This is a genomic window from Chryseobacterium ginsenosidimutans (genome assembly GCF_039536845.1).
Classification (GTDB): Bacteria; Bacteroidota; Bacteroidia; order Flavobacteriales; family Weeksellaceae; genus Chryseobacterium; species Chryseobacterium ginsenosidimutans_B.
The window spans coordinates 255,072-279,531 of record NZ_BAAAZJ010000011.1 but is presented as its reverse complement, the minus strand read 5'-3'; the positions used below and the strand labels follow the sequence as shown (position 1 = coordinate 279,531).

Genomic DNA, 24,460 nt, shown 5'->3' with positions numbered 1-24,460 from the left:
TTCACTTTGTTTCATTCAGAATGACACTTCGTGTGCATAAACTTTCTTCGCTAAGTGAAACGCCTTTGCGAACGAAAAAATATACAAAACAACTGTAAATAAAATCTTTGCGAACTTTGCGTTAAAAATATCAATTTCGCCATTCTACAAAAACAGAGTAATTTTGAAGCTCGAAATATCACTTCAATGAAACTGAAATATCTCTTATTTTTCCTAAGTTCATCTTTGTTTTTTGCTCAAAACAATTTTCAGACACCTTTTGAAAAAGGAAATGGAAATCAGACTGTTACTTATAACGAAATGAATTCCTACTATCAAAATTTAGCAAAAAACTTTAATGAAATTCAATATCTGAAAAAAGGAGAAGATGATAATGGTAAATCAATTTATGTAGTCGTTTACAATCCTTTTCCTGAAAAAGATTTAGAAAAACTGAGGAAAGAAAAGGCGATTCTTTTTGTGAATAACGGAATTCATCCCGGTGAACCCGATGGAATTGATGCAACGATGATGTTGATGCGGGATTTGGCGACGAAGAAAATCAAAACTCCTCAGAATTTTATCATTGCGGCCATTTCGGCTTACAATGTGAGCGGAATGCTGAATCGGGGTTCTTTTTCCAGAGCAAATCAGAATGGGCCGGAAGAATATGGTTTTCGCGGAAATGTCCGAAACTATGATTTGAACAGAGACTTCATCAAAGCCGATACAAAAAATGCCAAAAGCTTTCAGGAAATCTATCAATGGCTGAAACCGGATGTTTTTATTGACAATCATGTGAGTAACGGAGCAGATTATCAATATACTTTCACTTATATTTCGACTTTCAAAGAACGTTTGGGAAATGTTTTGGGTGAGTATTTTTACAATAATTATCAGGCTAAAAATCTCGAAGATTTAAAGAAATTAGGTTACGAAAGTACACCTTATGTCAATATTCACGGTGATATTCCGGAGGTTGGTTTTGCTTCTTTCGAGGATTCTCCGAGATATTCGACGGGTTATACAACGTTGTTCAATTCTTTGGGAACGGTTCCCGAAACGCATATGCTGAAACCTTATGACAAAAGAGTGGATGCGACATACAAATATATGCTTGTAAACCTTCAGAATTTAGAGAAAGACTATAAAAAAATAAAACAGCTCCGAATTGAAAACTTAAAGCAATATCAAGCCGGAAAACAGTACGGAATCCGCTGGAAAATAGATTCTGCGAAATATTCTACGATGAATTTTAAAGGTTTTGAAGGAAAATACAAACCGAGCGAAATTTCCGGAAAACCGAGATTGTTTTATGATAGAAATAAACCTTTCACCAAGAATATAAAACTGTTTACAACGGCGGTTCCGACAGGTTACATCACGATTCCGAAATATTATGTGATTCCGCAGTCGCAATATCGTGTAATTGAAGAATTTAAAAGAAATAAGATTCAGATGAAGCTGCTTCAGAAAGACAGCATAATTGCGGTGGAATCTTATAAAATTAATGATTTTAAAACCGTGAAAAACCCATACGAAGGTCACTATTCGCATTATGAAACAACGGTTGATAAATCAAACAAAAACCTGACTTTCTCTGCCGGAGATTATATCGTTCCTACTAATCAGGAAGGGGTAAAATATATTATTGAAACCCTGGAACCGGAAGCATTGGATTCTTTCTTCAACTGGAATTTCTTCGACGGAATTTTAGCTCAGAAAGAATACTATTCAGCCTATATTTTTGAAGATACAGCAGCAGAATTATTGAAAAAAGATAAAGATTTAAAACAAAAATTTGAAGCTAAAAAAGCATCCGATAAAAAGTTTGCAGACGACGGAACGGCTCAGCTGGATTGGATCTACAGGAATTCTCCTTATTTCGAAGAAAATACATTCAGGCAATATCCGATTTACAGAATTCTATAAGTTGGTAAAACGCAAAAGCGCAAAGATTTTTTCTAACATTTATTCTGTTTTTAAGACGCAAGAACACTTCGACGAGCTCAGTGTGACAAAAGATTTTCAGCAAAGTAACACGGGATCAATTTTATCTTCGATAAAATCCTTGCGTCTTAAAAAGAGAGTTTTTAAATCTTTACTTTGTGCCTTTGCGTTTTACCAACTTTTAATTTTTTGAAAACCAGTATGTAATTTCCGTAATTCTCACATTTGGAATTGTTGTTTTCACTGATGAAATTTAATTTTTATCAGACGAAATTTGCTTTAATAAAACCTATAAAACTTTACACTTATGGCAACTAAAAAGCAATTTTTCGTTTCACTGGAAGGCGTTGATCTTACAGACGAGCAATTAAAAAACATCGACAGAGGAATACAGAATGTTGTTCTTTCTGAGCTTTCAAAAGTAGACAATACTCAGGCTTTTGGAGCGCATAGAAATTTTAAAGAATTGGTAAGACCTCTTAAAGTGAAAGACTGGTTTCCGTGGGGAATTATTATTTTCAAACCGGGAATTGATCTTACGAAGCAGATCGCAGACATCCAGACTCAGATAAAGGGTTATGGAGGCTAGTTTTAATTCTTCAAAGAAGATGTGCCCCAGTTATGTTGGAAAAGTTGGGGCACAGCTTTTTGGAGTTGTGAATAAAGACGGAAAGGTTCGGTTTATCACGCCTCTCACCGTCACAGAAGATTTTATTGAGCAAAATGATAACCTCGAACAAAGGTTTCGTTTTACAGGAAAATGTGTGGAAAAAGGCTGCGCTCAATGGGATAATGAAGAATCGAAATGTTCTTTATCCCAAAAAGTTCAGAATTTAGAGATAAATAAAAGTCCGGAACTATCTTTTTGCCCGATTCGTTCGCAATGCCGCTGGTTTTCTCAGGACGGAAATGAAGCCTGCTTTTCGTGCAACGAGATTACGAGAAATATGGAAGAATTGTTATTGAATCTAGAAAAATAAAAAAGACGTTTCAAACAGAAACGTCTTTTATTTTATCTTGGTAAGCCCCTTTTTAGAGCAATTTCTGCCCGTTTGATGGCTACTTTTTCTTTCCAGTCCATATATTTCTTTTTGAAATTCTTCTTCATAATATCGTCGAACTTACGCTGAACCGTAAGATTCCATAAAGATTGTGCTTTTACAGCCCATGATTTGTCCCATGCTCTCAAAGAAAGAGAGAAGCTTCCGTCCAGATATTTCATCCAGTGCCACCAACCTGTCGGCATGAATAATGTATCACCGTGTTCAAGATAGCAATCTATTCCTTCAATGCCATTTAGTGCAGGGAATTTCTCGAAATCAGGATGTTCGATATCATAATCTTCCAGCGCATAAGTGGCGTAAGGAAGCTGATAAAGCCTTTCTTTCCATTTGTTTTCGAATAGCATGACGTGTTTTCTTCCATTAAAATGAGTGTGGAAGATATGCGCAAGATCGATGTCATAGTGTAAAAAAGTTACGGAACTCTCACCTCCGAAAAACATGCTTGGATATTTATCCAGAAAACCTCCCATCAGTTCTTTTGGAGAGATGTATTCTTCCAGTAATTTTGGGGCATGTTTTATAGGATCAAAAAAGAAAATTCTAAGATCTGTAGGCTCTTTTTGGATGAGGTCTATATAATCTGCAAATTTCATTTTTGTGGTAGGAGTATTAATGGGAGCGGCAGGATCGGCTTTTTTAGAATCATAAAGGGGCACCTCCACGTCTCCGACTACTTCCTTCACATATTCCATGGTCCATTTTTGATACGCAGGCCATTTTTTCGCCATGTTCTTTATTACAACAGGCTTTCTTGGCTTTAGATATTTTTGAATGAATTCTTCTTGTGTAATGTCATCTACAATATCTATAGGCTTTAAATTGATTCCCATTTCTTAAAATTTAATGTTACAAAATTATTAAATAAAACCAGATGTTAACATGTTTAATCTTTTTTTAATCTATGATTCAAATCATTTTTAACTATTCAGACTAAATAAAGATTTTGAAAATTATTTTAAGAAGGGTATTCCATGTAAAAAAACAAACCCTGTAAAGATATTACAGGGTAAAACACAAATGAATAAAAAAAAATCAAATTATTATAATGTGAAGGTAAAACTTTTATTTTAGAAGAGTGATTGTTTGAAAGTTGATAAAATGATATAATATTTATGGTTTCTGATATTTTTTTTCGTAAAAAGAAATTATGAGTTTAAATAAAATGCAGAGAATAGATTTTTGCTTAATTTTTTTAAGTTTAGAAAAATTTTTTAAATTTTTTTTTGCCTAAGAAATACAGCGTAATTTGTTGATTTTCTTATGCAATACGTTTGAAAATTTATTAATAAGTTTGTCACATGACACAAATGAGAAACTCGCGAAAGTTGTGCAGCGGTCTGTTGCGTGATTACAATCTCCCCAAATGTCATAAATGATGCATCATCTGATCTGAATATTTATTCTAGATATAATTGTTCAGGTTGGGAAAAATTATTTATTAATAACATTTTAAAACAACTTTTCTTATGAAAAAGAAAATTTTATTTTGCGCCATGATGGGCGTATCGATTATGGCGTTTGCGAGGACTATGCAAGCGGTTTGGACTTCAACGTGTGGAGTGAAGCATTATACGACGTTTCCAAGTACATGGACTTACAATCAGATGGCTGATTGGATTGAAAACATGAACTATAATGAATGTGGTACGGAAGTAAATGTAACTATCAATCCATAATTTAATAACAGGTAGGTAGTAGTATAACTATTACCTACTTTTATAATAACTTAACCTTATGAGAAAATATTTTTGTCTTCTATTATTTTACATTAGTCTTCATGCTTTTGCTCAAAAAATAGATTTTGAATCAAGTATAAAAGTTACTTACAACGCCAATTTAAATCTTGGAGAAAAAAATAAAAAAAACAAAGACTTTATATTGATAGGAAACTCTCAGAATTATTATTTTGCTATTGATAATATTTATAGATATGATTCTGGAAACTATAATTATTTGGGTGGCATTGATACAAAGAAAAGCAGTATTATTTTTAATGAAAGAGTTTTAAAAATCAATAATAAAACTACAATTTTTGCCATTACTGTAGATTCAAAAATTAGATATGAAGAATCCGAACCTTTACAATGGGTGTTATATAGTGAGACAAAAACGATTAATGGTGTTAAATGTCAAATGGCGGCAACCAATAAGTTCGGAAGACGATGGATCGCCTATTTCTCTAAAGAATATCCTCAATCTTTAGGCCCTTACAAATTCAATGGTTTACCGGGATTAATCTTTGAGTTGTACGATATCAGAGATGATTATCATTTTACGGCAACGAAGGTTGAAAAAGATTCTGAAGAATTTAAATATAATCTTTCATCTTATAAATTGATGAACAAGAAAAATTATCTTCAGGCTAAATATAATATGGAATTTACAGTTGCTGCTTTTCCTGATATGGATGAAGCGATGAGAAAGCAAACTCAGGAAATGCTCGATAAAAAGAAAAAACTATTTAATAATCCTTTGGAGTTAAAACCATTTGAATAATGCTTCGAGAACCTCAGCATGACACCGCTCAATCTTACTGCAAATAAAACAGTTAGTATAGAGACGTGTCATGCTGAGGCTCTCGAAGCATCTATAATTATTCTGAATACTATTTTTTCAGATTTTTAATCAATTCTTCCAATTGAGAACTGATTATTTTTGCTACTTCTGAATCGGTAATATTGATAATAACACCTTGTTGAATGTCTTTTTGACCATTCTCACCATTCTCATAGTTGTTATTTATAAATTGACCTTTTTGTCCGTCATTGAAAAGATCAAGAATACTTACTTCAAAAATTTCCGCCAGTCTTTCAATATGTTGAGATTTAATGTCGGTTGTTTCATTTTCCCAATTGTTGTATGTATTTCTGTCTACTCCAAGCATATCAGAAATTTCCTGTTGAGAAAATTTTGTCTTGCTTCTAAGTCTTTTAAGATTAGTTCCTACTCCCATAATAAAAGGTTGTTTTTACAAATTTATACATTTAGACAAAAAATAAATAATAATAATTCTGAAAATTCTATTTCCTCATCAAATAACAGCAAATTGCAGAAATACAGCGAATTTTTTTCATTAAATGTAAATAAAATACGAAAAAAATAAAGTGCCGTATGTAACAAAAAATATCACTATGTTTGTAGTGATAAAAATTGGGTTTAACTTTTTCCTTTAAAATCAATCTTTATAGGTGTGTAACAAAAAGCTTTAACCATTAACTAATTAGGCAAATAATAAATTATGAAAAAGAAAATTTCTTTATTCCTGATGATTTTTTTCTCTGTGCTTTCCTTTGCACAGAAAACAGTTTCGGGGAAAATCACGGATGAAGACGGTGTTGGGATCCCAAGCGCAAGTGTGACGGTAGAAGAGCCGGGAAAAGACGCAATCTTGGCATACGCCATTACCAATTCTAAAGGTGAATATAAAGTAACTTTTACTTCTGCAGAATCTAATGTAGACATGAAAGTGAAAGCCTTCAACCAAAGACCCTTAACAAAACAAATCAGCAACAGCGACCAGACTTTAAGTTTTAAAATGGATTCTGAAGCTACGGAAATCAAAGAAGTTCAGCTGAAAACCAGAATGGTAACAGCAAAAGGAGATACTATTTCGTATGACCTTAAAGCATTTGACAGTAAAAGCGACAGAACTCTCGCCGATGTTCTGAAAAAGATGCCTGGAATTGAAGTAAATACAGACGGAACGATTCTTTATCAGGGAAATGCGATCAACAAATTCTATGTCAACGGGAAAGACTTAATGGAAGGCGGTTACGGAACGATCAACAATTCTCTTCCGAAAGATGCCGTACAAAAAGTTGAGGTTCTGGAAAATCACCAACCCGTAAAAATATTACAGGATAAAGTACCTTCTGATCAGGCTGCCATCAATATCAAACTGAAAAACTCTGTTACCATGACAGGTCGTGGTGAAGTGGGAGTTGGAGGAAGTCCTTTATTATGGAATGTGAAATTAACACCTATGTTTTTCGGACAAAAAAGCCAGTGGGTAGTAAACTATAAAACAAATAATGTAGGAGAACAGGTAGAAAACGAGGGAAATATTTTATCATTCGGAAACAGATTTGAGGGAAGAAGAATTAACGCCTCCCAAAATGATTGGTTAAATGTAGAAAACGCAAGCACTCCGAATCTTCCGGTAAAAAGATATTTGATGAACAGTGTTCATTACGTTTCTGCAAACTACCTTACGAATATAGACAAGAAAAAAGAATGGGAGCTTAAAGCCAATGTGAACTATACGAATAATGCGGTTGATAGAGAATCTTATAGCCAGACAGATTATTTTGCTACAACAGATGAGCCAGCATCTAGAGTTACACAAAATGTTTTAAATAATTTTTATACGGATAAAGCAAAAGGAGAATTGATTTTTACAAAAAATGCTAAAAAAGGATTTTTTAAAAATACAACAAGCTTCTCTCAGTTTTGGAACGCCGACAGAGCTGTTGCAGACAGAACCAATTCTTTAACAAGCACAAGCAGACATGGTGAAGAAGCAGTGGAATCTCCAACATCATCTTTCCAGAACTCATTAAGTACAATCATTCCATGGAAGGAAAAAATGGTGAACATATTGTCTTTTATTAATTATCAGACAGACAGACAAACATTGGAGGTTTCACCTGCATCATATCTACAGGTTCCGGGCTTTTTAACTCCGGCAGGAACAGATCTTGTGAGACAAAATCTAAGATTGAAAACTTTTGAAGCAAATCATTCTGCAAACATTGGTTTTTCTACGAAAGGATGGACATTTACACCAGAAGTTGGATTTAATTTTAAAACGACAGAATTAGTATCAGATCTGTCAAATATGATAACAATTCCACCTACTGATCCTAATATTACTCCGACACCTATCTCAGCTTACAGTAATGATTTAAAATATACAACAGCAACACCTTATGGAAGTCTTGGGGTAAATTATAAGAATGATTCTTGGATGTTATATGCCAACTTTCCTGTAAATTCTAATAATATTAAAGCGGAAGATCCTTTAAGAAATGTTTCAAAAGATGTAAATAAAGTTACTTTTGAACCGAATGTTTTTGCACAGTATACGTTTGCTTCTTTCTGGAAAGGTTCGGTTAATGCAAATATCAACAACAATTTTGGAGAAGTGAATACAGCGTATTCCGGATTTTTAATGACTTCGCCTAATGGAGTTAATGCGATGGATGCAAAGAATCCTATTCCTCAAAACAATACGAAATCTGCCGGAACGAGATTAGAGTATAGAAACCCATTGAATAATTTGTTTTTTAATGTTAATTATAGATATTCGGACGCGAAGAGAAATTTAATTTCCTCTCCGATAAGAAATAATTCGGGTTATACTATTATGCAGTATTTAGAGAAGGAAAATCATGCTTTAAGCAATAGCTATTCTGCTGAAGTAGGTAAATATTTCCCTAAGTTTAAGACAAATGCTTCAGTAAGCTATAGCAACAACACTTCAAAATCTGATGCTTATCAAAATGATTTTGCTTATACGAGCAGAAACAATTCTCAATCTTATGGATTTAAATTTAACAACACTTATTTCAGTTGGATGAGTATTGATTACAATTTCAATATTTCAAAAACAAAACAAATAAGTAAAAGTGTTACTCCACAATTGAATAACGAAAATTCCAGAAGTGGATTTAATCATAATTTAGGAGTTTTCTTCTATCCGATAGAAAACCATACAATAGGTTTCAATTGGGATCAGGTAAATACAAGTGCGGCTGATCAAAAATATAATAACGGATTCTACGATTTATCATATCAATTTACTTGGGCTAAAAAGAAAATCGATTTCGAATTGAAATGGATGAATATAGCTAACAAAAGAGTATTTGAAACATATGATATTAATCCGCAAAGTATCGCTTACACAAGAATACAACTTCGACCTAGCCAAGTCATGTTCACAGTAAAATTCAACTTTAAATAAAAAAGAAAAACCAACCTCACGAGGTTGGTTTTTTGTTTAAGATATATTGAGATTATTTAAAATCCCGGATTATCCGCAGAAGGACCATAACTTCCCGGCAATGGAATGTCATTGAGTCTGTAATAAACACCAAGCTGCGCTCTGTGATGTGTAATCTGATTCAGGCTATGACGGATCGATCCGTATTTTGACCATTTTGCCATTTCTTCACCGTTATTTTTCAAAGCCCATGTTTCGTTGAGGTCGTTTTCATTTGCATTTCCTAAAGCCGCATTACTTGCATTATAATTTTCATCCAAAACTTTTAATAGGTCTTCTTTTGTAGATAATTTTTTAGGTTGATAATCAGTTGTTGCAAAATCCAGATCAGAAGTTTTCAGCATGGTATCTGCCCAGCCGAAAACTTCCCCGATATGAGTGGCAAGAGGCATCAGTTTCATGCTTTTTTCGTGTGGTGCGAAATCATTTTTTCCTTCAGGATAAGCTTCAAAAAACTTTCTGGTGGTGTGATACTCTTCCTGAAGTTCATTTTTTAATTGAGATAAAGTGTCCATAATATTTTGTTTTTTAGCTGTTTAAAGTTAAGATTTTTAAAAATGAAAATATTTTAACGAAATCATAAATTTTAAAACAGGCAGAAAAAATAAACACAACTTTGCTATTCTGATCTTGAAAAAAATGGAACCAACAATATATAAAAACAATAGATTTTTCCTTCGTCAAAATGACAAAAGAATGGGAAAATACCGCTTATTACTGATGAAATTAGGAGGAAATAAATACCGCCGAAAAATAATTTCAGAAAAAATCTGTAACAAAAGGTAGAAACTATTAACTAATAACAATAAACATTAGAAAACAATGAAAAAACTATTTTCAATATTCTTTATCGCTCTTTTTGCTTTTGTAAGCGCTCAGGATAAAGATTCTAAAGAAACGGCAAACCGATTTTTTTATGAATTGACTTTCAAACCAAAAAAAGATTCTGCAAAGCTTGAAAAAGTAATGTCGGTTCTCGATATTGTAAAAGACAGATCGGTGTATAGAGATTATACGGTAATCGCACAGGATTCGATTATCAAAATTCAGATCGAAATGATGCAGAAATCAGGGGTTTTCAAAGATTTGTCTAAGTCTATCAGAATGCCAAAATTCTCTGAAAAGATCGTAAAGACTTATCCGGATATGAAAATTCAATATATCGAAAGAATCGCAAGTGGATTCTCGCCATTAGGGATCGGATATAATGAAACAATAAAATTCGACTGGAAAATTTTAAACGAAAAAGAAAAAATAGGAGCTTACAATGCTCAAAAAGCAACAGTAGAATTCGGGGGGAAAAAATGGACGGCTTGGTTCAGTTCAGAACTTCCGTTCCAGGACGGTCCGTACAAGTTCTCAGGACTTCCGGGATTGATCGTGAAAATCGAAGATGAAGGCAAAAACTATTCTTGGGTTCTTCAGGGTAACAAAAAAGTTCCGAATTGGGAAGAACTGTCCTACAGTGAAAAAATCTCGAATATGAGCTTAAAAGTAACGGAAATGCCAAGAGAAAAGTTTGAGAAAACATTCAATGATTTCAAAAAAGATCCTTTCGCGACAGCAAGACCAATGATGACTCAGGAAATTATGTCTAAAACAATTCCGGGAATGGACGGAACGATCGGAGACATGATGAAGAAACAGGAAAAAATGTACAAAGATTTCTTCAATGCGAATGACAACCCAATAGAGCCTCCTTACGAAAAATTAAAAGTCGGGAAAGTAGAAAAGGTCGGGAAAGCAGACTAAAAAAGACATTCATATCAACTAAATTATATTTAAATCAACCCAAATGCAGATACATTTGGGTTGATTTTTTTCATGGAAATTCGTTATTTAGATTAAATTTAAATAGAGTATATTTGCAGGTACAAAAATTTGGCTTTGAAAGATAAGGGTTTAGATAAGTTGAGCGGATTTCCTAAAAATAAAATGGGAAAGATTTTGGGGTATGATAATGACAGTCTTAAAATGCCAAATAAAATCATCGAAATGGGGCTTCTTCCGGAAACTTCTTTCAGGATTTTGTACCAGGCTCCTTTCAGCGGACCGATGTATGTAGAATTTGGGGATGAAAAAAGCCGTATTGCTCTTCGTGAGGAAGAAGGAGATTATATCATTGTTGAAGAATTGAATTAATGCAGGACGCTCAAAAAAAACAGGTACTTTTAGTCGGAAATCCGAATGTAGGAAAGTCAACGGTCTTCAATGCTCTTAGTAATAAAAAGCAGAAAACCGGGAATTATGCAGGGGTTACTGTGGCAAGCCATTCAGGAAATTACAGTTATAAAAATGAAGAGGTTGAAATCATAGATTTACCCGGTTCTTACAGTATTTATCCTAGTTCAGAAGATGAAGCCATTTTTTCTAAGTTTCTTATCGACAATCAGAAAGATTACGCCGGAGTTATCTATATTCTTGAAGCATTAAGTTTAAAAAGAGGTCTTCTTTTGTTCCAGCAGATTCAGGATCTTGGAGTTCCGATGATTTTGGTGGTCAATCAGATCGATCAGGCGGAACGAAGAGGAATTAATATTGATATTCAAAAATTCTCAGAAGCTTTAGGTATTAAAATTATTCAGACCAATGCAAAAGAGCACGTCGGAATTAATGAAATAAAAGAAGCGGTTTTAAATAATGAATTTGTAAAAGCCGATAAAATCTCTTTTGATACACCCGGCGAACATAAAGATTTTATCCATAAACTAGCCTCTCACAAAGGTTTTGATAATGAATATAAAGCATGGATGAGTCTTTCTTTGGGAACAGATCTTGGAAAAATAGAATCCATAGTGGGCTTAATGAATGAACCTGATTCTAAAAGCTTGGTTCCAAAAAGATTACAGGTGCAGGAAACGGTAAGAAGATATCAGAAGGTTGATAAAATTTTATCGGATGTTATTACTAAAAAACCACAGTTCAAAGAATTATTAACAGAGAAATTAGACAAAGTTTTAGTTCATAAATTCTGGGGGTATGTTGTTTTCTTATTGATTTTATTAATCATTTTTCAAAGCGTTTTCTTCCTGGCAGAATATCCCATGAACTGGATTGATGATTTTTTTTCGTGGCTAACGGCTTTTGCAGCAGAAAATTTACCGAAAGGACCCATAAATTCATTAATTTCAAACGGAATCATTCCCGGAATCGGAGGAATTGTCGTTTTTGCACCACAAATCGGGATTCTATTGTATTTTCTTTACTTACTGGAAGATTCTGGATATATGGCGAGAGTGGTTTTCCTGATGGACAGGCTTCTGCGACCTTTCGGATTAAACGGAAAAAGTATCGTTCCATTAGTTTCAGGAACGGCATGTGCAATTCCGGCAGTAATTTCAACCAGAAATATCGAAAATTTAAAGGAAAGATTATTAACCATTCTGGTAACCCCTTTCATGACCTGTTCTGCAAGGCTTCCTGTTTACAGTATCATCATCGGATTGATCATTTCGGACGACACTTTTTTAGGAATAAAATACAAAGCTTTGGTTTTGATGGGAATGTATTTGCTGGGTTTTGCCGTAGCATTATTTTCCGCAGCAATTCTTAAAAGATTTATTAAAAATAAAGGTAAAACCTATTTGGTAATGGATTTGCCGACTTACAAAAAACCACTTTTTGCGTATGATTTTAAAATGGTTTTGGGTAAAGTTTGGGATTTCATTACAGGAGCAGGGAAAATTATTTTCATTGTAAGTATCATTATTTGGTTCTTGAGTTATTTCGGACCAAAACAGAAGCCGGATCAGTTCGTTGCGACAAATGTTCAGCTTGACCATTCTTATTTAGCCAAAATGGGGAAAGGAATCGAGCCTGTTATTGCACCGCTTGGCTACGACTGGAAAATGGGTGTAGGAATTCTGACAAGTTTCGTAGCGAGAGAAGTTTTCGTGGGAACAATGTCAACATTATACAGCTTGGAAGATGATGCTCCGGAAGTGAAAGTTATTGATAAAATGAGACGTGACGTAAAACCGAATGGCGAAAAAGTTTTCAGTTTTGCCACAGGAGTTTCCGTACTTTTATTTTACGCATTTGCAATGCAGTGTGTTTCTACACTTGCAGTAGTCTACAGAGAAACCAAAAGCTGGAAATGGACCGGCTTGCAGTTAACCATGATGACCGGTTTGGCATATTTTGTGTCGATGTTAGTATATCAAATATTAAAATAATGGATTCTTCATTAATTTTACAATACGTAATCGTTCTATTGATCGTTGCATTCGCCTGTTATTCTTTGTTTAAAATACTTAGAAAGAACTTTGCACCGAAAAAATTCAGTTCCAAAAGAACAGGGTGCGATAAAGATTGCGGATGTTCGTGAAAAAATAATATTCCTTGTTAAAAATTAAATACTCTTCAAACTCAAATTTTATTTATTTTTGTTTGGTATAAAAACGCTAATAAATATGAAAAAAGAATTAATCGAAGAGCTCTTTTTTAAATTTGAAAATGCTTCACATCTGTATAAGGATATTGAATGTTGGAGCGCAAGAGATTTACAGGAAATTCTTAATTACACTAAATGGGATAATTTTTTAAAGGTTATTGAAAAAGCTAGAAAGGCATGTGAAAATGCAGGGGGAAGTATCTCTGATCATTTTGCCGATATCGGCAAAATGATAGATTTAGCGAAAGGTGCCCAAAGAGAAATCTCAGATATAGCTTTAACTCGATATGCTTGTTATTTAATTGCTCAAAATGGAGATTCTTCAAAATCTGAAATTGCTTTTGCTCAAACCTATTTTGCGGTTCAAACAAGAAAACAAGAGATTATTGAAAAAAGATTGTTGGATGTTGAACGAGTAACTGCAAGAGAAAAATTATCAAAAACAGAAAAGAAACTCTCAGGCATTATTTATGAAAGAGGGGTTGATGAAAAAAGCTTTTCAATCATTCGTTCTAAAGGTGACCAAGCTTTGTTCGGTGGTTTTACTACAAATGATATGAAAAAAAGAATGGGTATTCCCCAGACACGCCCACTAGCCGATTTCCTTTCAACATTGACAATAAAAGCAAAAGATTTTGCAACCGAATTAACAAGTCATAATGTAGTTGAAAAAGACTTAAATGGTGATTCTCAAATTACGAATGAACATATTGAAAATAATTTAGCTGTAAGAAAGATTTTAGGAGAAAGGGGAATAAAACCCGAAAATCTTCCAGCATTAGAAGATATTAAAAAAGTCCAGCGAAAACTGGAAGGTGATGAGAAGAAAATTTTAAAACAAACTAAGAAAAAATAGGAATGTCATTAATAAAAAGTATTTCAGGAATCCGAGGAACCATCGGCGGAAAAGTAAACGATAACTTAACACCGCTTGATGTGGTAAAATTCGCTTCCGCATTCGGAACCTGGCTTCAGAACAATAAAAATAAAAAAGATTTAACGTTAATCATCGGAAGAGATGCCAGAATCTCAGGACAAATGGTTTCTTCTTTAGTTACGGCAACGTTGCAGGGTCTTGGAATCAATGTGGTTGATTTGGGGCTTTCTACAACTCCGACTGTAGAGATTATGGTTCCGGAACTGAAAGCTGATGGAGGAATTATCCTTACTGCTTCTCACAATCCAAAACAATGGAATGCTCTTAAATTATTAAATGAAAAAGGTGAATTCATCACTGGTGAAAACGGCGCAGAAGTTTTAGCTTTAGCTGAAAGTGAAGATTTCAATTATGCAGAAGTAGATGATTTGGGGAAATATGAAACAAGAGATGATGCTTTTGATATTCATATTCAGCAGATTTTAGATTTGCCGATGGTAGATGTTGAAGTGATTAAATCTAAAAATTTCAAAGTAGTTTTAGACGCCGTAAATTCTACGGGAGGAATCGCAATCCCAATGTTGTTGGATAAATTGGGTTGTGAAACGGTAAAATTATATTGTGAACCGAACGGACAGTTTCCACACAATCCTGAACCTTTAAAAGAGCATTTAGGAGATATTTGTGAGTTGGTTAAAAAAGAAGGAGCGGATTTAGGCGTTGTTGTAGATCCAGATGTTGACAGATTGGCTTTAATTGATGAAAAAGGTGAAATGTTTGGGGAAGAATATACATTGGTTGCTGTTGCAGATTATTTACTGAAAAATAAAAATGGAGTGGCAATTTCAAACCTTTCCTCAAGCCGTGCTTTGAGAGACGTTGCACAGGCTCATAATTCAGAATATTTTGCAAGTGCTGTCGGAGAAGTGAACGTGGTTACTTTAATGAAGGAAAAAAACGCGGTAATCGGAGGTGAAGGAAACGGAGGAATTATTTATCCAGATTTGCATTACGGAAGAGATTCTTTGGTAGGTGTTGCTTTATTTTTGACTCATTTGGCTAAAGAGAATAAAACGGTTTCTGAATTAAGAGCTGGATATCCAAGCTACTTCATGGGTAAAAAGAAAATCGAACTGACTCCGGAAATCAACGTGGATGATATCTTATCTAAAATGGAAAAAGAATATCAAAACGAAAATGTTTCCACCATTGACGGAGTAAAAATCGATTTTGAAAATAACTGGGTTCACCTTAGAAAATCAAATACAGAACCGATTATCAGAATTTATACGGAAGCTAAATCTCAGGAAGAAGCGGATAAATTAGGAGACGATATCATCGCAAAAATCAAAAGTTTGATTTAATAAATAATAGGAACGAGGCTTTTGTCTCGTTCTTTTTTTAATAAAATGTTTGAACATTTACAAAACAGATTCTCTTTCCCGAAAGAAACCTGGGGAAAATATAGGAAGAACTTCATACGGGTGGAAGTTCCCGCAAAAACGATTCTTTTAAAGGAAGATGAGATTTCACAGAACGCTTATTTTATTGAAAAAGGAATTGTAAGAGCTTGGTACAACAACGACGGAAAAGATATTACCTTCCAGTTTTTCATGGAAAATACGATGTTTTCTTCGCTGGAAAGTTTTAGAAAAGGCTTACCAAGTATGGTTTCGTTTGAAACGATCGAGCCTTGTGTTTTGTGGCAGATTGATAAAACGACCGCCGATAAGATTTTAGAAGAAGTTTACGAAGATCCAAAACTGAGAAGCGAATTCATGGATTCTGTTTTCGAAAGGGTTTTCGATTACATGAAGCACTTTTTTTCATTCATTAAAGAAAGTCCGCAAGAGCGATATGTTAATCTTTGTAAAGAAAAACCAGATATTATCAAAAGGGTTCCGCAACATTATATTGCTTCTTATTTGGGCGTCACAACGGTTCATTTAAGCAGAATTAAAAGTAAAATTTTAAAAGAAAAATAATCAACTGATAACAAATGTTATTGCACTTTGAAGCGCTTTCAAAATAATTTTGCATTAAAATGTAAAACAAATGAAAGCAGCAGTAGTATTTGAAAAAGGCGGAATTCCTCAATATGCAGATTTCCCTGATCCGATTGTTAATAATGATAATGAAGCTTTAATATTAGTAAAAGCAGCTTCCATTAAACATCTCGACAGAGCAAGAGCCAGCGGAAAACATTATTCCACAGAAAATAAAGAACATCAGCCTACAATTGTTGGAAGCGATGGGGTTGGGTTATTAGAAAATGGTTCTAAAGTTTATTTTTTTAGTAAAAAAGGAACAGTTGCCGAAAAAGCAGTTGCCGACAAAAAAATGATTGTTCCCATTCCTGAAGGATTGGATTTCTCGATTGCAGCAGCGTTACCAAATGCGGTGATGGGTTCTGCAATGGGACTTAAATTCAAAACCAATTTAAAACAAGGAGAAACCGTTCTCATTAATGGGGCAACAGGAATTACCGGAAAAGTTGCAGTGCAAATTGCAAAATTATATGGCGCTAAAAAAGTTATTGCAACCGGAAGAAACGAAGAAGCTTTACGATCTTTGCTCGAGTTGGGAGCAGATGAAATAATTTCCTTAAATGTAAGTGATGAAGATTTTAAGAAAAAAATTAAAGCAATTCATCAGGAAACTCCGATTGGTGTTATTGTAGATTATATTTGGGGACATTCGGTAGAGATGTTATTGTTGGCTTTAAAAGGTGACGGAACTTTTTCCCATAAAACCCGATTGGTTTCCGTGGGAGGAATGAGCGGTGATACAATTCAGTTATCCTCTCAGATTTTAAGAGGAACAGATATTCAGATTTCCGGTTCCGGACTGGGAAGCTGGACGCAGGAGGAAATGAAATTACTTCTATCCGAGATTATCCCGGAGATGTTTCAGGCGGCAGTTAACGGGAAATTAAAGATTGATACAGAAACTGTTCACTTAAAAGATATTGAAACCATTTGGGAAAGTGAAATTTCAAATAGAAAGAGATTAATTGTGTTAATTTAACAATAACTCTTCTTTTTTTATCCACAATCCTTTGATTATAATGTTCTTTTCACTATCTTTAAGATAGAAATTTACAAAGATAAATGTCAAAAAAAAATTGCAACTTTGCATACATTTTGAATTGTAAAATTTTCAGAAGTAATATTAATTTAAAAAGTTTGTCGAGGTTTGTAAGCATATTCAAACATTGGCCTGACTAAGGATACGAGTATTGGAAGAGTATTTTGGAAATGAACTTGTGAAAAAGTTCGAAGAAATGATGGAAAATAATGATGAATTCTACTTTGATACAGAAGAGTTGGAAGACATCATTGTTTATTACTTGGAGCTGGGAGACTTTAATTACGCTGATACAGCGGTTAATTACGGTCTGAAGCTTCATCCCAATTCTTTAGATATCAAGATCAAAAGGCTTGAAATTCTTCTGGAATGGGAAGATTATAATGCTGCAAAAGAGCTTATCGACGAGTTGAAAGGTTCATCAATGGAGAACACCGACTTTTTGGTTTGCTATGCGAAGTATTATTCGAATTTAGGAAATCCTAGAAGATCCATAGAAATTTGCAAAAAAGCTTTGGAACTGAATGAAGAAGAAAATTTTCTTCACAACTTTATTGCGGATGAATATGTGAATTTAGGAGATCCTTTTAACGCTCTTAAACACTACAAAGATGCCCTTAAAGAAGATCCGACGGATGAGTATTCTTTGGAAAACTGTATGGTTTGCTTTGCAGATTTGAATAAGAGTGAGGAGGCAATTGTCTTTCTTAATGAATATTTAGACGAATTTGCTTATTCTGAGTTGGCCTGGTTCGAGTACGGACAATATTATTTCAACAGAAAGAACTACGAGGAAGCAATAAAAGGTTACGACTATTTATTGGCAATCAATTCCAGCTCTGTTGGGGTTTATGCAAATAAAGCGGCTTGTTATGAGGCTTTAGGACAGTATAAAAAAGCAATCGAGGTTTATGAAGAGATGCTTGAGCTGGAATACACAAAAGCATTTACTTTTTATAAAATCGGACTTTGCTATAAAGCTTTAAAACAATCGATTGTTGCTTTGAATTTTTTCCAGAAATCGTTGAGAGAAGATCCTCAGTTTTATCTTGCAATGATGGAGCAGTCTTATCTTTACGAAGAGATGGGCGGAATGACAGAAGCACTGCATTTTGCAAAAGAAGCCACTCATTTGAATGATAATAATCTTGATTACCAAAAAAGATTAGCATTTTTATTTATCGATTCAGGAAAGTTTGAAGAAAGTCTTTCTTGTCTGAAAAAATTGGTTGATGCCGAGCCGACAAGATTCTACAATTGGTATGCATATTCAGAAGTATTAATGCTTTTGGGTGAATATGAAGAAGCGGTAACTCTTTTGAACAAAGCGGTGAAAGCACATCATAGAGCAGAATTGTATTATCAGCTAAGCAACTGTTACTTTAATCTTAAAGAGCAGGAAAAGGGCAAATCAACGCTTTTGGAAGCTATGGATATAGATCCTTCTTTGGTTTCGGATATGCAGAAAAAATATCCTTTCATTAAAGATGAGGTGAAGAAGGCCAGAGCTAAAGTCAAAAAGAAAAATTAACCTTTTTGTCTTTCAGATCGAAATGTAACGAAGAAATTATTCTTTTATAGATTTCTCCTTTCGTCGAAATGACAATGGCAAATAAAGAATCCTGCAGAAATGCAGGATTTATTTTTTTATAATGTTGGATTTGGTTCTTAAAAAGATCAGTCCGGCGATAATGATACCAGTTCCTGCAAATTGCAGCAAGCCTAACTTTTCGCCGTCTAAAATTCCCCAAATAATAGCGACAATCGGCATCAGTAAAGTTACGGTTGAAGCAAATAGAGGAGAAGACACTTTCAACAGACGATAATTCATCATCATGGCTAAACCTGTTCCAAATATTGATAATAAACTGACAAACATCAAGCCTGTTAAATTATTTTTATCAAAGCTAAAGGTTGAAAAGAATCCGGTAAAACTTAAAGCAATTAATGAAGGGAAAAATAATACAAAAGAGAACACGAAGGCTGATAAAACTGTAGAAGAAACTTCCATAAGCTTAGATTTTACCGTTGTTGTACTGATGGCATAACATAATGTTGCCAATAACAAGAGTAAAATAGGAATCAGTTTGAATTTTCCGCCTTCTCCATCACCTCCAAAAGCCAGCAGACAAACACCCGTAAAACTTATTAAAGTTCCTACAATCTGTTGTTTTGTTGTTGGGAACTTCCAAATCAAAGCACCGACAATAATCACGAAAATAGGCATCATTGAGTTAATAATTCCTGCAATACTACTGCTTACTGCAGTTTCCGCAATCGGAAATAAAAACATAGGAATGAAGTTTCCCGTAAAAGCTGCCAGAAGCAGCCATTTTAAATGTCTTTTCGGAAATAATTTATATTTTGAAATGGCAATGGGCATTAAAATAATTCCGGCAATCAGAACTCTTAATGCTCCAACCTGATAAGGATTAAAATGTTCTAAGGATTTTTTTATTAAAATAAAAGACGATCCCCAGATGATACTTAATATTGCCAGAAGAATCCATTTTTCTTTATCAGCGTTCATTATTTTTATATAAAATTTTTAAAAATTCTTTTTTAGAAATCATCTTTGCGCCAAGACTTTCTAAATGTTCTGTATGAGATTGGCAATCAATTAATTCCAGGCTGTGTTTATGAGTTTCAACAAAATGAATAAATCCCGCTTTAGAAGCATTGCTCACTTTTGCAAACATGCTTTCGCCACAGAAAACATTCCCGATTTGAAGTCCATAAAATCCGCCAACCAATTCTCTATTTTGCCAGACTTCAATACTTTTTGCGAGACCATATTCATGAAGCTTAATGAAAGATTCCATCAATTCATCAGAAAGCCAGGTTCCTGTTTGTCCTTTTCTGTTAGTCTGCTGACAGTTTTTAATAACCTCTCTGAAATTTTGATTCTCAGAAAATGTAAAAATCTTTCGATTTAAGATTTTTTTCATCGATTTTGAAACCTTTAATTCATCAGGAAATAAAACAAACCGGGGATCGGGACACCACCAAAGAATCTCTTCCCCGGGATTATACCAGGGAAAAATTCCTAATTGATAAGCAAACCAAATCCTGTCGATTGATAAATCACCACCGAATGCAATGACGCCTTCATGACCGTCGTAAAGCTCAGGATCGGGAAATGAAATCTCGTTTTCGTCTAATCGAACCATTTTTCAGGAAAAAAAATCCCACTTAAAAAGCAGGATTAATATTTCAATATTATCTTTTAATTAAAAAGGTAAATCATCATCATCGTCTCCTGCAAAAGGATTTTCGTTAGAAACCGGAGATGCAGATTGAGAAGGTGTGGCCTGTGTCGGCTCAGAACCATTATCAACAACTTTCTCCACTCTCCATCCTGTAATAGAGTTGAAATATTTTGTTTCACCTTGAGGAGAAACCCATTCTCTACCTCTGATGTTGATACCCACTTTTACATTTTCTCCTTCTTTAAGATTATCCAATAAATTTATTTTATCAGACAAAAATTCTATGTTTATCGGCTGTGGATACTGCTCCTGCGTCAAAATCACCATTTCTCTTTTTTGAAAACCGCTCGCAAACGTCTGAGCATCAAATATTTTCTTTACCGTTCCTTGTAATTCCATATCATAATAATTAACGGTGTAAAAGTAATAAAATGAATCGTAATAAAGGCTACGGGAGAAAAAAAATGTAAAATTTTTAATTTTTTTCTGTGAAAAATTTGGAGTTAAAAGAAAATATCCTATCTTTGCACCACTGAAAACGAAACGAGTTCTTTAAAATACAATTTCAGAATAAACAACGCGGATGTGGTGTAATTGGTAGCCACGCCAGACTTAGGATCTGGTGCCGAGAGGCGTGGGGGTTCGAGTCCCTTCATCCGCACAGTATGCGAAAATAGCTCAGCTGGTAGAGCACAACCTTGCCAAGGTTGGGGTCGCGGGTTCGAATCCCGTTTTTCGCTCCACTCCATGCCCTGGTGGTGGAACTGGTAGACACGCAGGACTTAAAATCCTGTGCCTCTTTTGGCGTGCGGGTTCAAGTCCCGCCCGGGGTACTAAAACCCTCTGTAATTTATTACGGAGGGTTTTTTGTTTTTAAAAGATACAGGAAATGAATACAAAAGTCTCTTTTATTATGATTATTTTGTGTGGTTACTTTGATGGCAGCCATAATTACTAAAACAAATATTCTTACAATAATATCTTGGTGTGTTCTACAGGTTTGTTCGCATATAATTCACTTAAAAAGTAAATAGATTTTATCGAGCCTTATTGTTTGTCTTCTTTTTTCTATTTTTGTGAAATTCCTTATCTCAATGAAAAAAATTATTCTCATCGAAGACGAAACCAGTGTAGTGTCTTTTATAAAAAAAGGACTTCAGGAAAACGGATACGAAATTTCCGTGGCTTTTGACGGGCGAACAGGAGTTCAATTGGTGCAGTCAAGCGATTTCGATCTGGTAATTTTGGATATTATGCTGCCGGAAATGAATGGATTGGATGTCTGCAAGGAAATCAGAAAAACAAATCAACATGTTCCGATTTTGTTTTTGACAGCTCTTGGAACTTCCGAAAATATTGTTCTTGGATTGGAAAGCGGGGGAGATGATTATTTAGTTAAGCCATTCAAATTCATTGAGTTGGTTGCTCGTGTAAAATCTTTATTAAGAAGGAGTAGTAACGGCAGTGTTCCTGAAATTACTGAACCTGAAGTTGATAGCGAATACATTTTTCATTTTTCAGATTTAATTTTAAACGATTATACGAAGAAAGTTACCCGTGGTGGTGAAGAAATTTCATTGACGTCTACAGAATATAAATTACTGATGTACTTCCTGAATAATCCAGAAAAAGTGATTTCCAGAACGGAAGTTTTAGAAGCTGTTTGGGGGGTAAATTATGAACTGGGAACGAACGTTGTGGATGTTTACGTCAATTATTTAAGGAAAAAGCTGGATAGTCAGGAAGATAATAAGTTGATCCATACGGTGATAGGAATGGGATATGTTTTAAAAAAGCCTTAAAGAATGTTTAATAAAGTTGTCACAAATCAGACCAAAACAATGGTGCTTTTGATGTTGGTTTTTACTGCCATCATTTTGTTATTCAGTGGATTGGTGTATTTTTCGATTGTCAACTTTTCGCATCAAAGGTTTTATGAATTGTTAAAAATAAGAACAACAACGATTGTTCAGATTGAAAAAAGTAAAGGCGACTTAGACCTTCCCGAGAATTATATTTTAAACAGCTTAAACGACGAAGAGCTTCCAATGGAACGCGACTATGTTTTTGCAATTCCGATGGATTCTAATTATAAAAAAATCTCTCAGGAAGTTCATATTCCGGATTATTTTTTCAAGAGTATTGTAAAAAACGGGGAAGCAAATTATAATGATAAGGAGTTTTATTACATCGGCCAGACTTTTAGGCATGAGAATAAGAATTATATTGCGATAGCTTCCGCCAAAAATCATTATGTGGTTTATTATTTAGGCTTTTTGAAGCGTACTTTGATGACGTGTATTGTGCTGTCGTTGTTTTTCAGTATGATTTTCTCTTTTTATTTGTCTAAAACTTTATTTAAGCCAATTTTAAAAATTACAGGAAAAGTAAAGGAAATCAGTTCCGAAAATCTTCATTTACGCCTTGAGTCTCAACCCGATAACAAAGAGTTAAACGAATTGGTTGATACATTTAATGATATGCTTAATCGGATCGAAACATCTTTTGAAACCCAAAATCACTTAATTGGAAATGTTTCGCATGAATTAAGAACACCTTTGACATCAATTATGGGAGAAGCGGATGTTGCCCTTTCTATTTCCAGAACAAACGATGAGTATAAAGAAACATTAGGGATCATTTTGGATGAAGCCGAAAAACTTGATAAAAAAATTAAGGCTTTATTAATGATTGCCCAAACCGGGTTCGACGGAAAAATCCAGAAAATGGATAAAGTTCGGATCGATCAGTTGCTTTGGGATGTAATTGAAACGTTGAGAAGGATAGATTCAAGAAATAATATCTATCTGGATATAAGTATGTTGCCGGATAATCCAAAAAAATTAAAAGTTCAGGGTAACGAACAGTTATTACATCTTGCGGTTACGAATATTATTCAAAATGGCTGTAAATATTCTAATTTTCAACAGGTTAAAGTTTCGCTAGGGGCAACTGATACAGACGTTTATGTCATTGTAAAAGATAATGGAATCGGGATTCCTGAAGAGGAAATGAATAAAATCTATGATCCGTTTTTCCGGGCTTCCAATACAAAAAATTACGAAGGCTATGGAATCGGGCTTCCTTTAGCTAGAAATATTGTAAGAATGCATCATGGAGAATTAATTGTAAGCTCTTATGAAAACCAGGGAACAACAGTACAGCTTCGTTTTCCTAATTTTTACAGTTCGCAGACTGAGGAAAAGCTACTGTAAACACATAAAATTAAGTAAAAGTATTTTCTGCTATATTAACCATCGTTAACAATTTTCTAATCTCATTCTAATCTCTTTAATCACATTTTAATTCCATTCCAAAGAGCTTCTAATTTGGTCGTTCTAGTTTTGTATTATCAAAAAGATAAATACGAACCTAAATTTTAATAATATGACCAAAACGATTTTAATAGCCACAGATTATTCTCTTGAGTCTTTAAATATTCTAAAAAAGGTACTGAAAGAGAAAGATGCTTCGGAAGACCAAAATCAATACAATATTCTTTTGGTTTCAGGGTATGACATGGGAGATTCGATCAGAGATCTTTTGTTTAATACGAAGAGTACAATTTTCAACAAGCTGAGACCACAGGAGTTTTGTGATGCTTATGGAATTATCAATAACAAATATCCTCATTTAATTAATAAAATTATCTGCGATATTTTCACGGGAAGTTTTCAAAAAACTTTTAATAATTACGTGAACGCAGAAAATATTGAGGAAGCATACTATTCTACATCCATTAAGAGTAAAGGAAAAGGAAAATTCGACTTAATTCCTTACATCAAAAAATGCAAAGATCTTAAATCTTACGAAATTTCAGTTGAGGTTCGCGAAAGTCTTCCGGAAAAAGGAAGATTGGCGGAGATCTTTGCGGAAGCCTAAAATAATACAACGCTAAAA

23 protein-coding genes and 3 tRNA genes are annotated in these 24,460 nt (G+C 34.1%); 20 read left to right on the top strand and 6 right to left on the bottom strand.

All coding sequences use genetic code 11. From position 1 onward, the window contains the following. Positions 1–186: 186 nt before the first annotated feature. The 3 genes from ABD745_RS17600 (at position 187) to ABD745_RS17590 (ending at position 2,909) form a co-directional block, all read left to right on the top strand. Entirely contained in the window at positions 187–1,911 is a 1,725-nt protein-coding gene (locus tag ABD745_RS17600) for a M14 family metallopeptidase (RefSeq protein WP_344833142.1), read from the top strand. Between the two features lie 325 nt (positions 1,912–2,236). Further along, positions 2,237–2,518, top strand: coding sequence for a hypothetical protein (locus ABD745_RS17595; protein WP_156062505.1), 282 nt, complete (start codon positions 2,237–2,239; stop codon positions 2,516–2,518). Next, positions 2,508–2,909 carry a hypothetical protein gene (locus ABD745_RS17590; protein WP_344833138.1) on the top strand — a complete coding sequence of 134 codons (402 nt, stop codon included), beginning with the start codon at positions 2,508–2,510 and terminating at the stop codon, positions 2,907–2,909. The genes ABD745_RS17595 and ABD745_RS17590 overlap by 11 nt, the downstream gene beginning before the upstream one ends. Before the next feature lie 32 nt (positions 2,910–2,941). Here the strand turns inward: ABD745_RS17590 and ABD745_RS17585 are convergent, their stop codons facing one another. After that, positions 2,942–3,823 carry a cupin-like domain-containing protein gene (locus ABD745_RS17585; protein ID WP_047398980.1) on the bottom strand — a complete coding sequence of 294 codons (882 nt, stop codon included), beginning with the start codon at positions 3,821–3,823 and terminating at the stop codon, positions 2,942–2,944. Positions 3,824–4,486: 663 nt separating this feature from the next. On the opposite strand from ABD745_RS17585, the gene ABD745_RS17580 reads away from it, so the two are divergent. Continuing rightward, complete coding sequence (locus tag ABD745_RS17580) at positions 4,487–4,669, top strand: hypothetical protein (RefSeq protein ID WP_344833135.1); 183 nt, start codon at positions 4,487–4,489, stop codon at positions 4,667–4,669. A 58-nt stretch (positions 4,670–4,727) separates the two neighbouring features. Further along, positions 4,728–5,489, top strand: a complete 762-nt coding sequence (locus ABD745_RS17575; RefSeq protein WP_344833132.1) for a GLPGLI family protein — start codon at positions 4,728–4,730, stop codon at positions 5,487–5,489. A 109-nt stretch (positions 5,490–5,598) separates the two neighbouring features. Here ABD745_RS17575 and ABD745_RS17570 read toward each other — a convergent pair whose 3' ends face one another. Beyond that, complete coding sequence (locus ABD745_RS17570; RefSeq protein ID WP_344833129.1) at positions 5,599–5,946, bottom strand: helix-turn-helix domain-containing protein; 348 nt, start codon at positions 5,944–5,946, stop codon at positions 5,599–5,601. A 285-nt stretch (positions 5,947–6,231) separates the two neighbouring features. Here ABD745_RS17570 and ABD745_RS17565 point away from each other — a divergent pair, with 285 nt between their 5' ends. Further along, on the top strand, positions 6,232–8,955 hold the full coding sequence (locus ABD745_RS17565; protein WP_344833126.1) for a hypothetical protein: 2,724 nt from the start codon (positions 6,232–6,234) through the stop codon (positions 8,953–8,955). A gap of 56 nt (positions 8,956–9,011) precedes the next feature. On the opposite strand, the gene ABD745_RS17560 is transcribed toward ABD745_RS17565, so the two are convergent. Then, positions 9,012–9,509, bottom strand: coding sequence for a DinB family protein (locus ABD745_RS17560; protein WP_344833123.1), 498 nt, complete (start codon positions 9,507–9,509; stop codon positions 9,012–9,014). A 307-nt stretch (positions 9,510–9,816) separates the two neighbouring features. On the opposite strand from ABD745_RS17560, the gene ABD745_RS17555 reads away from it, so the two are divergent. The 8 genes from ABD745_RS17555 (at position 9,817) to ABD745_RS17520 (ending at position 18,882) form a co-directional block, all read left to right on the top strand. Then, positions 9,817–10,746: a GLPGLI family protein gene (locus tag ABD745_RS17555; protein WP_047398987.1), complete on the top strand. Its 930-nt coding sequence runs from the start codon at positions 9,817–9,819 to the stop codon at positions 10,744–10,746. Between the two features lie 135 nt (positions 10,747–10,881). Next, a complete protein-coding gene (locus ABD745_RS17550; protein ID WP_047399231.1) occupies positions 10,882–11,136 on the top strand; it encodes a FeoA domain-containing protein in 255 nt (84 codons plus the stop codon). Next, positions 11,136–13,169 (top strand): ferrous iron transport protein B, encoded by a 2,034-nt coding sequence (gene feoB / locus ABD745_RS17545; RefSeq protein WP_344833118.1) that lies wholly within the window; start codon positions 11,136–11,138, stop codon positions 13,167–13,169. Before ABD745_RS17550 ends, feoB begins: the two co-directional genes overlap by 1 nt. A 237-nt stretch (positions 13,170–13,406) precedes the next feature. Next, positions 13,407–14,243, top strand: a complete 837-nt coding sequence (gene dinD, locus ABD745_RS17540) for a DNA damage-inducible protein D (RefSeq protein WP_344833115.1) — start codon at positions 13,407–13,409, stop codon at positions 14,241–14,243. Positions 14,244–14,245: 2 nt separating this feature from the next. Beyond that, a complete protein-coding gene (glmM, locus tag ABD745_RS17535; RefSeq protein WP_344833112.1) occupies positions 14,246–15,628 on the top strand; it encodes a phosphoglucosamine mutase in 1,383 nt (460 codons plus the stop codon). A 45-nt stretch (positions 15,629–15,673) separates the two neighbouring features. Continuing rightward, positions 15,674–16,249, top strand: a complete 576-nt coding sequence (locus ABD745_RS17530; RefSeq protein WP_344833109.1) for a Crp/Fnr family transcriptional regulator — start codon at positions 15,674–15,676, stop codon at positions 16,247–16,249. Between the two features lie 70 nt (positions 16,250–16,319). Further along, positions 16,320–17,291 (top strand): quinone oxidoreductase family protein, encoded by a 972-nt coding sequence (locus ABD745_RS17525; RefSeq protein WP_344833106.1) that lies wholly within the window; start codon positions 16,320–16,322, stop codon positions 17,289–17,291. Positions 17,292–17,502: 211 nt separating this feature from the next. Then, positions 17,503–18,882, top strand: a complete 1,380-nt coding sequence (locus ABD745_RS17520; RefSeq protein WP_344833103.1) for a tetratricopeptide repeat protein — start codon at positions 17,503–17,505, stop codon at positions 18,880–18,882. 108 nt (positions 18,883–18,990) lie between these two features. Here ABD745_RS17520 and ABD745_RS17515 read toward each other — a convergent pair whose 3' ends face one another. Genes ABD745_RS17515 through ABD745_RS17505 form a run of 3 tightly spaced genes read right to left on the bottom strand, consistent with a single transcriptional unit; the run spans position 18,991 to position 20,959 of the window. Further along, on the bottom strand, positions 18,991–19,881 hold the full coding sequence (locus ABD745_RS17515) for a DMT family transporter (protein ID WP_344833100.1): 891 nt from the start codon (positions 19,879–19,881) through the stop codon (positions 18,991–18,993). Further along, positions 19,871–20,521 carry a leucyl/phenylalanyl-tRNA--protein transferase gene (aat, locus tag ABD745_RS17510; RefSeq protein ID WP_344833097.1) on the bottom strand — a complete coding sequence of 217 codons (651 nt, stop codon included), beginning with the start codon at positions 20,519–20,521 and terminating at the stop codon, positions 19,871–19,873. Before aat ends, ABD745_RS17515 begins: the two co-directional genes overlap by 11 nt. A 60-nt stretch (positions 20,522–20,581) precedes the next feature. Continuing rightward, on the bottom strand, positions 20,582–20,959 hold the full coding sequence (locus ABD745_RS17505) for a DUF3127 domain-containing protein (protein WP_344833094.1): 378 nt from the start codon (positions 20,957–20,959) through the stop codon (positions 20,582–20,584). A gap of 180 nt (positions 20,960–21,139) precedes the next feature. Here ABD745_RS17505 and ABD745_RS17500 point away from each other — a divergent pair. From ABD745_RS17500 to ABD745_RS17475, 6 genes are all read left to right on the top strand, one after another. Next, positions 21,140–21,221: transfer RNA gene (locus ABD745_RS17500), tRNA-Leu, on the top strand. A 6-nt stretch (positions 21,222–21,227) separates the two neighbouring features. After that, positions 21,228–21,303: transfer RNA gene (locus ABD745_RS17495), tRNA-Gly, on the top strand. Between the two features lie 6 nt (positions 21,304–21,309). Continuing rightward, positions 21,310–21,393 (top strand) — tRNA-Leu (locus tag ABD745_RS17490). 261 nt (positions 21,394–21,654) lie between these two features. After that, a complete protein-coding gene (locus ABD745_RS17485; RefSeq protein ID WP_344833091.1) occupies positions 21,655–22,362 on the top strand; it encodes a response regulator transcription factor in 708 nt (235 codons plus the stop codon). A gap of 3 nt (positions 22,363–22,365) precedes the next feature. Further along, entirely contained in the window at positions 22,366–23,775 is a 1,410-nt protein-coding gene (locus ABD745_RS17480; RefSeq protein ID WP_344833088.1) for a sensor histidine kinase, read from the top strand. 172 nt (positions 23,776–23,947) lie between these two features. Continuing rightward, complete coding sequence (locus tag ABD745_RS17475; RefSeq protein ID WP_344833085.1) at positions 23,948–24,442, top strand: hypothetical protein; 495 nt, start codon at positions 23,948–23,950, stop codon at positions 24,440–24,442. The last annotated feature ends 18 nt before the right edge of the window (positions 24,443–24,460 follow it).

Bases quoted from the DNA above. Each gene is read 5' to 3' on its own strand.
- dinD (WP_344833115.1), top strand. From the start codon at position 13,407: ATGAAAAAAGAATTAATCGAAGAGCTCTTTTTTAAATTTGAAAATGCT.
- ABD745_RS17515 (WP_344833100.1), bottom strand. From the start codon at position 19,881: ATGAACGCTGATAAAGAAAAATGGATTCTTCTGGCAATATTAAGTATC.
- feoB (WP_344833118.1), top strand. From the start codon at position 11,136: ATGCAGGACGCTCAAAAAAAACAGGTACTTTTAGTCGGAAATCCGAAT.
- ABD745_RS17590 (WP_344833138.1), top strand. From the start codon at position 2,508: ATGGAGGCTAGTTTTAATTCTTCAAAGAAGATGTGCCCCAGTTATGTT.
- ABD745_RS17505 (WP_344833094.1), bottom strand. From the start codon at position 20,959: ATGGAATTACAAGGAACGGTAAAGAAAATATTTGATGCTCAGACGTTT.
- ABD745_RS17485 (WP_344833091.1), top strand. From the start codon at position 21,655: ATGAAAAAAATTATTCTCATCGAAGACGAAACCAGTGTAGTGTCTTTT.
- ABD745_RS17525 (WP_344833106.1), top strand. From the start codon at position 16,320: ATGAAAGCAGCAGTAGTATTTGAAAAAGGCGGAATTCCTCAATATGCA.
- ABD745_RS17585 (WP_047398980.1), bottom strand. From the start codon at position 3,823: ATGGGAATCAATTTAAAGCCTATAGATATTGTAGATGACATTACACAA.
- ABD745_RS17530 (WP_344833109.1), top strand. From the start codon at position 15,674: ATGTTTGAACATTTACAAAACAGATTCTCTTTCCCGAAAGAAACCTGG.
- ABD745_RS17565 (WP_344833126.1), top strand. From the start codon at position 6,232: ATGAAAAAGAAAATTTCTTTATTCCTGATGATTTTTTTCTCTGTGCTT.
- ABD745_RS17480 (WP_344833088.1), top strand. From the start codon at position 22,366: ATGTTTAATAAAGTTGTCACAAATCAGACCAAAACAATGGTGCTTTTG.
- ABD745_RS17595 (WP_156062505.1), top strand. From the start codon at position 2,237: ATGGCAACTAAAAAGCAATTTTTCGTTTCACTGGAAGGCGTTGATCTT.
- aat (WP_344833097.1), bottom strand. From the start codon at position 20,521: ATGGTTCGATTAGACGAAAACGAGATTTCATTTCCCGATCCTGAGCTT.
- ABD745_RS17570 (WP_344833129.1), bottom strand. From the start codon at position 5,946: ATGGGAGTAGGAACTAATCTTAAAAGACTTAGAAGCAAGACAAAATTT.
- ABD745_RS17475 (WP_344833085.1), top strand. From the start codon at position 23,948: ATGACCAAAACGATTTTAATAGCCACAGATTATTCTCTTGAGTCTTTA.
- ABD745_RS17600 (WP_344833142.1), top strand. From the start codon at position 187: ATGAAACTGAAATATCTCTTATTTTTCCTAAGTTCATCTTTGTTTTTT.
- ABD745_RS17560 (WP_344833123.1), bottom strand. From the start codon at position 9,509: ATGGACACTTTATCTCAATTAAAAAATGAACTTCAGGAAGAGTATCAC.
- ABD745_RS17555 (WP_047398987.1), top strand. From the start codon at position 9,817: ATGAAAAAACTATTTTCAATATTCTTTATCGCTCTTTTTGCTTTTGTA.
- ABD745_RS17575 (WP_344833132.1), top strand. From the start codon at position 4,728: ATGAGAAAATATTTTTGTCTTCTATTATTTTACATTAGTCTTCATGCT.
- glmM (WP_344833112.1), top strand. From the start codon at position 14,246: ATGTCATTAATAAAAAGTATTTCAGGAATCCGAGGAACCATCGGCGGA.
- ABD745_RS17580 (WP_344833135.1), top strand. From the start codon at position 4,487: ATGATGGGCGTATCGATTATGGCGTTTGCGAGGACTATGCAAGCGGTT.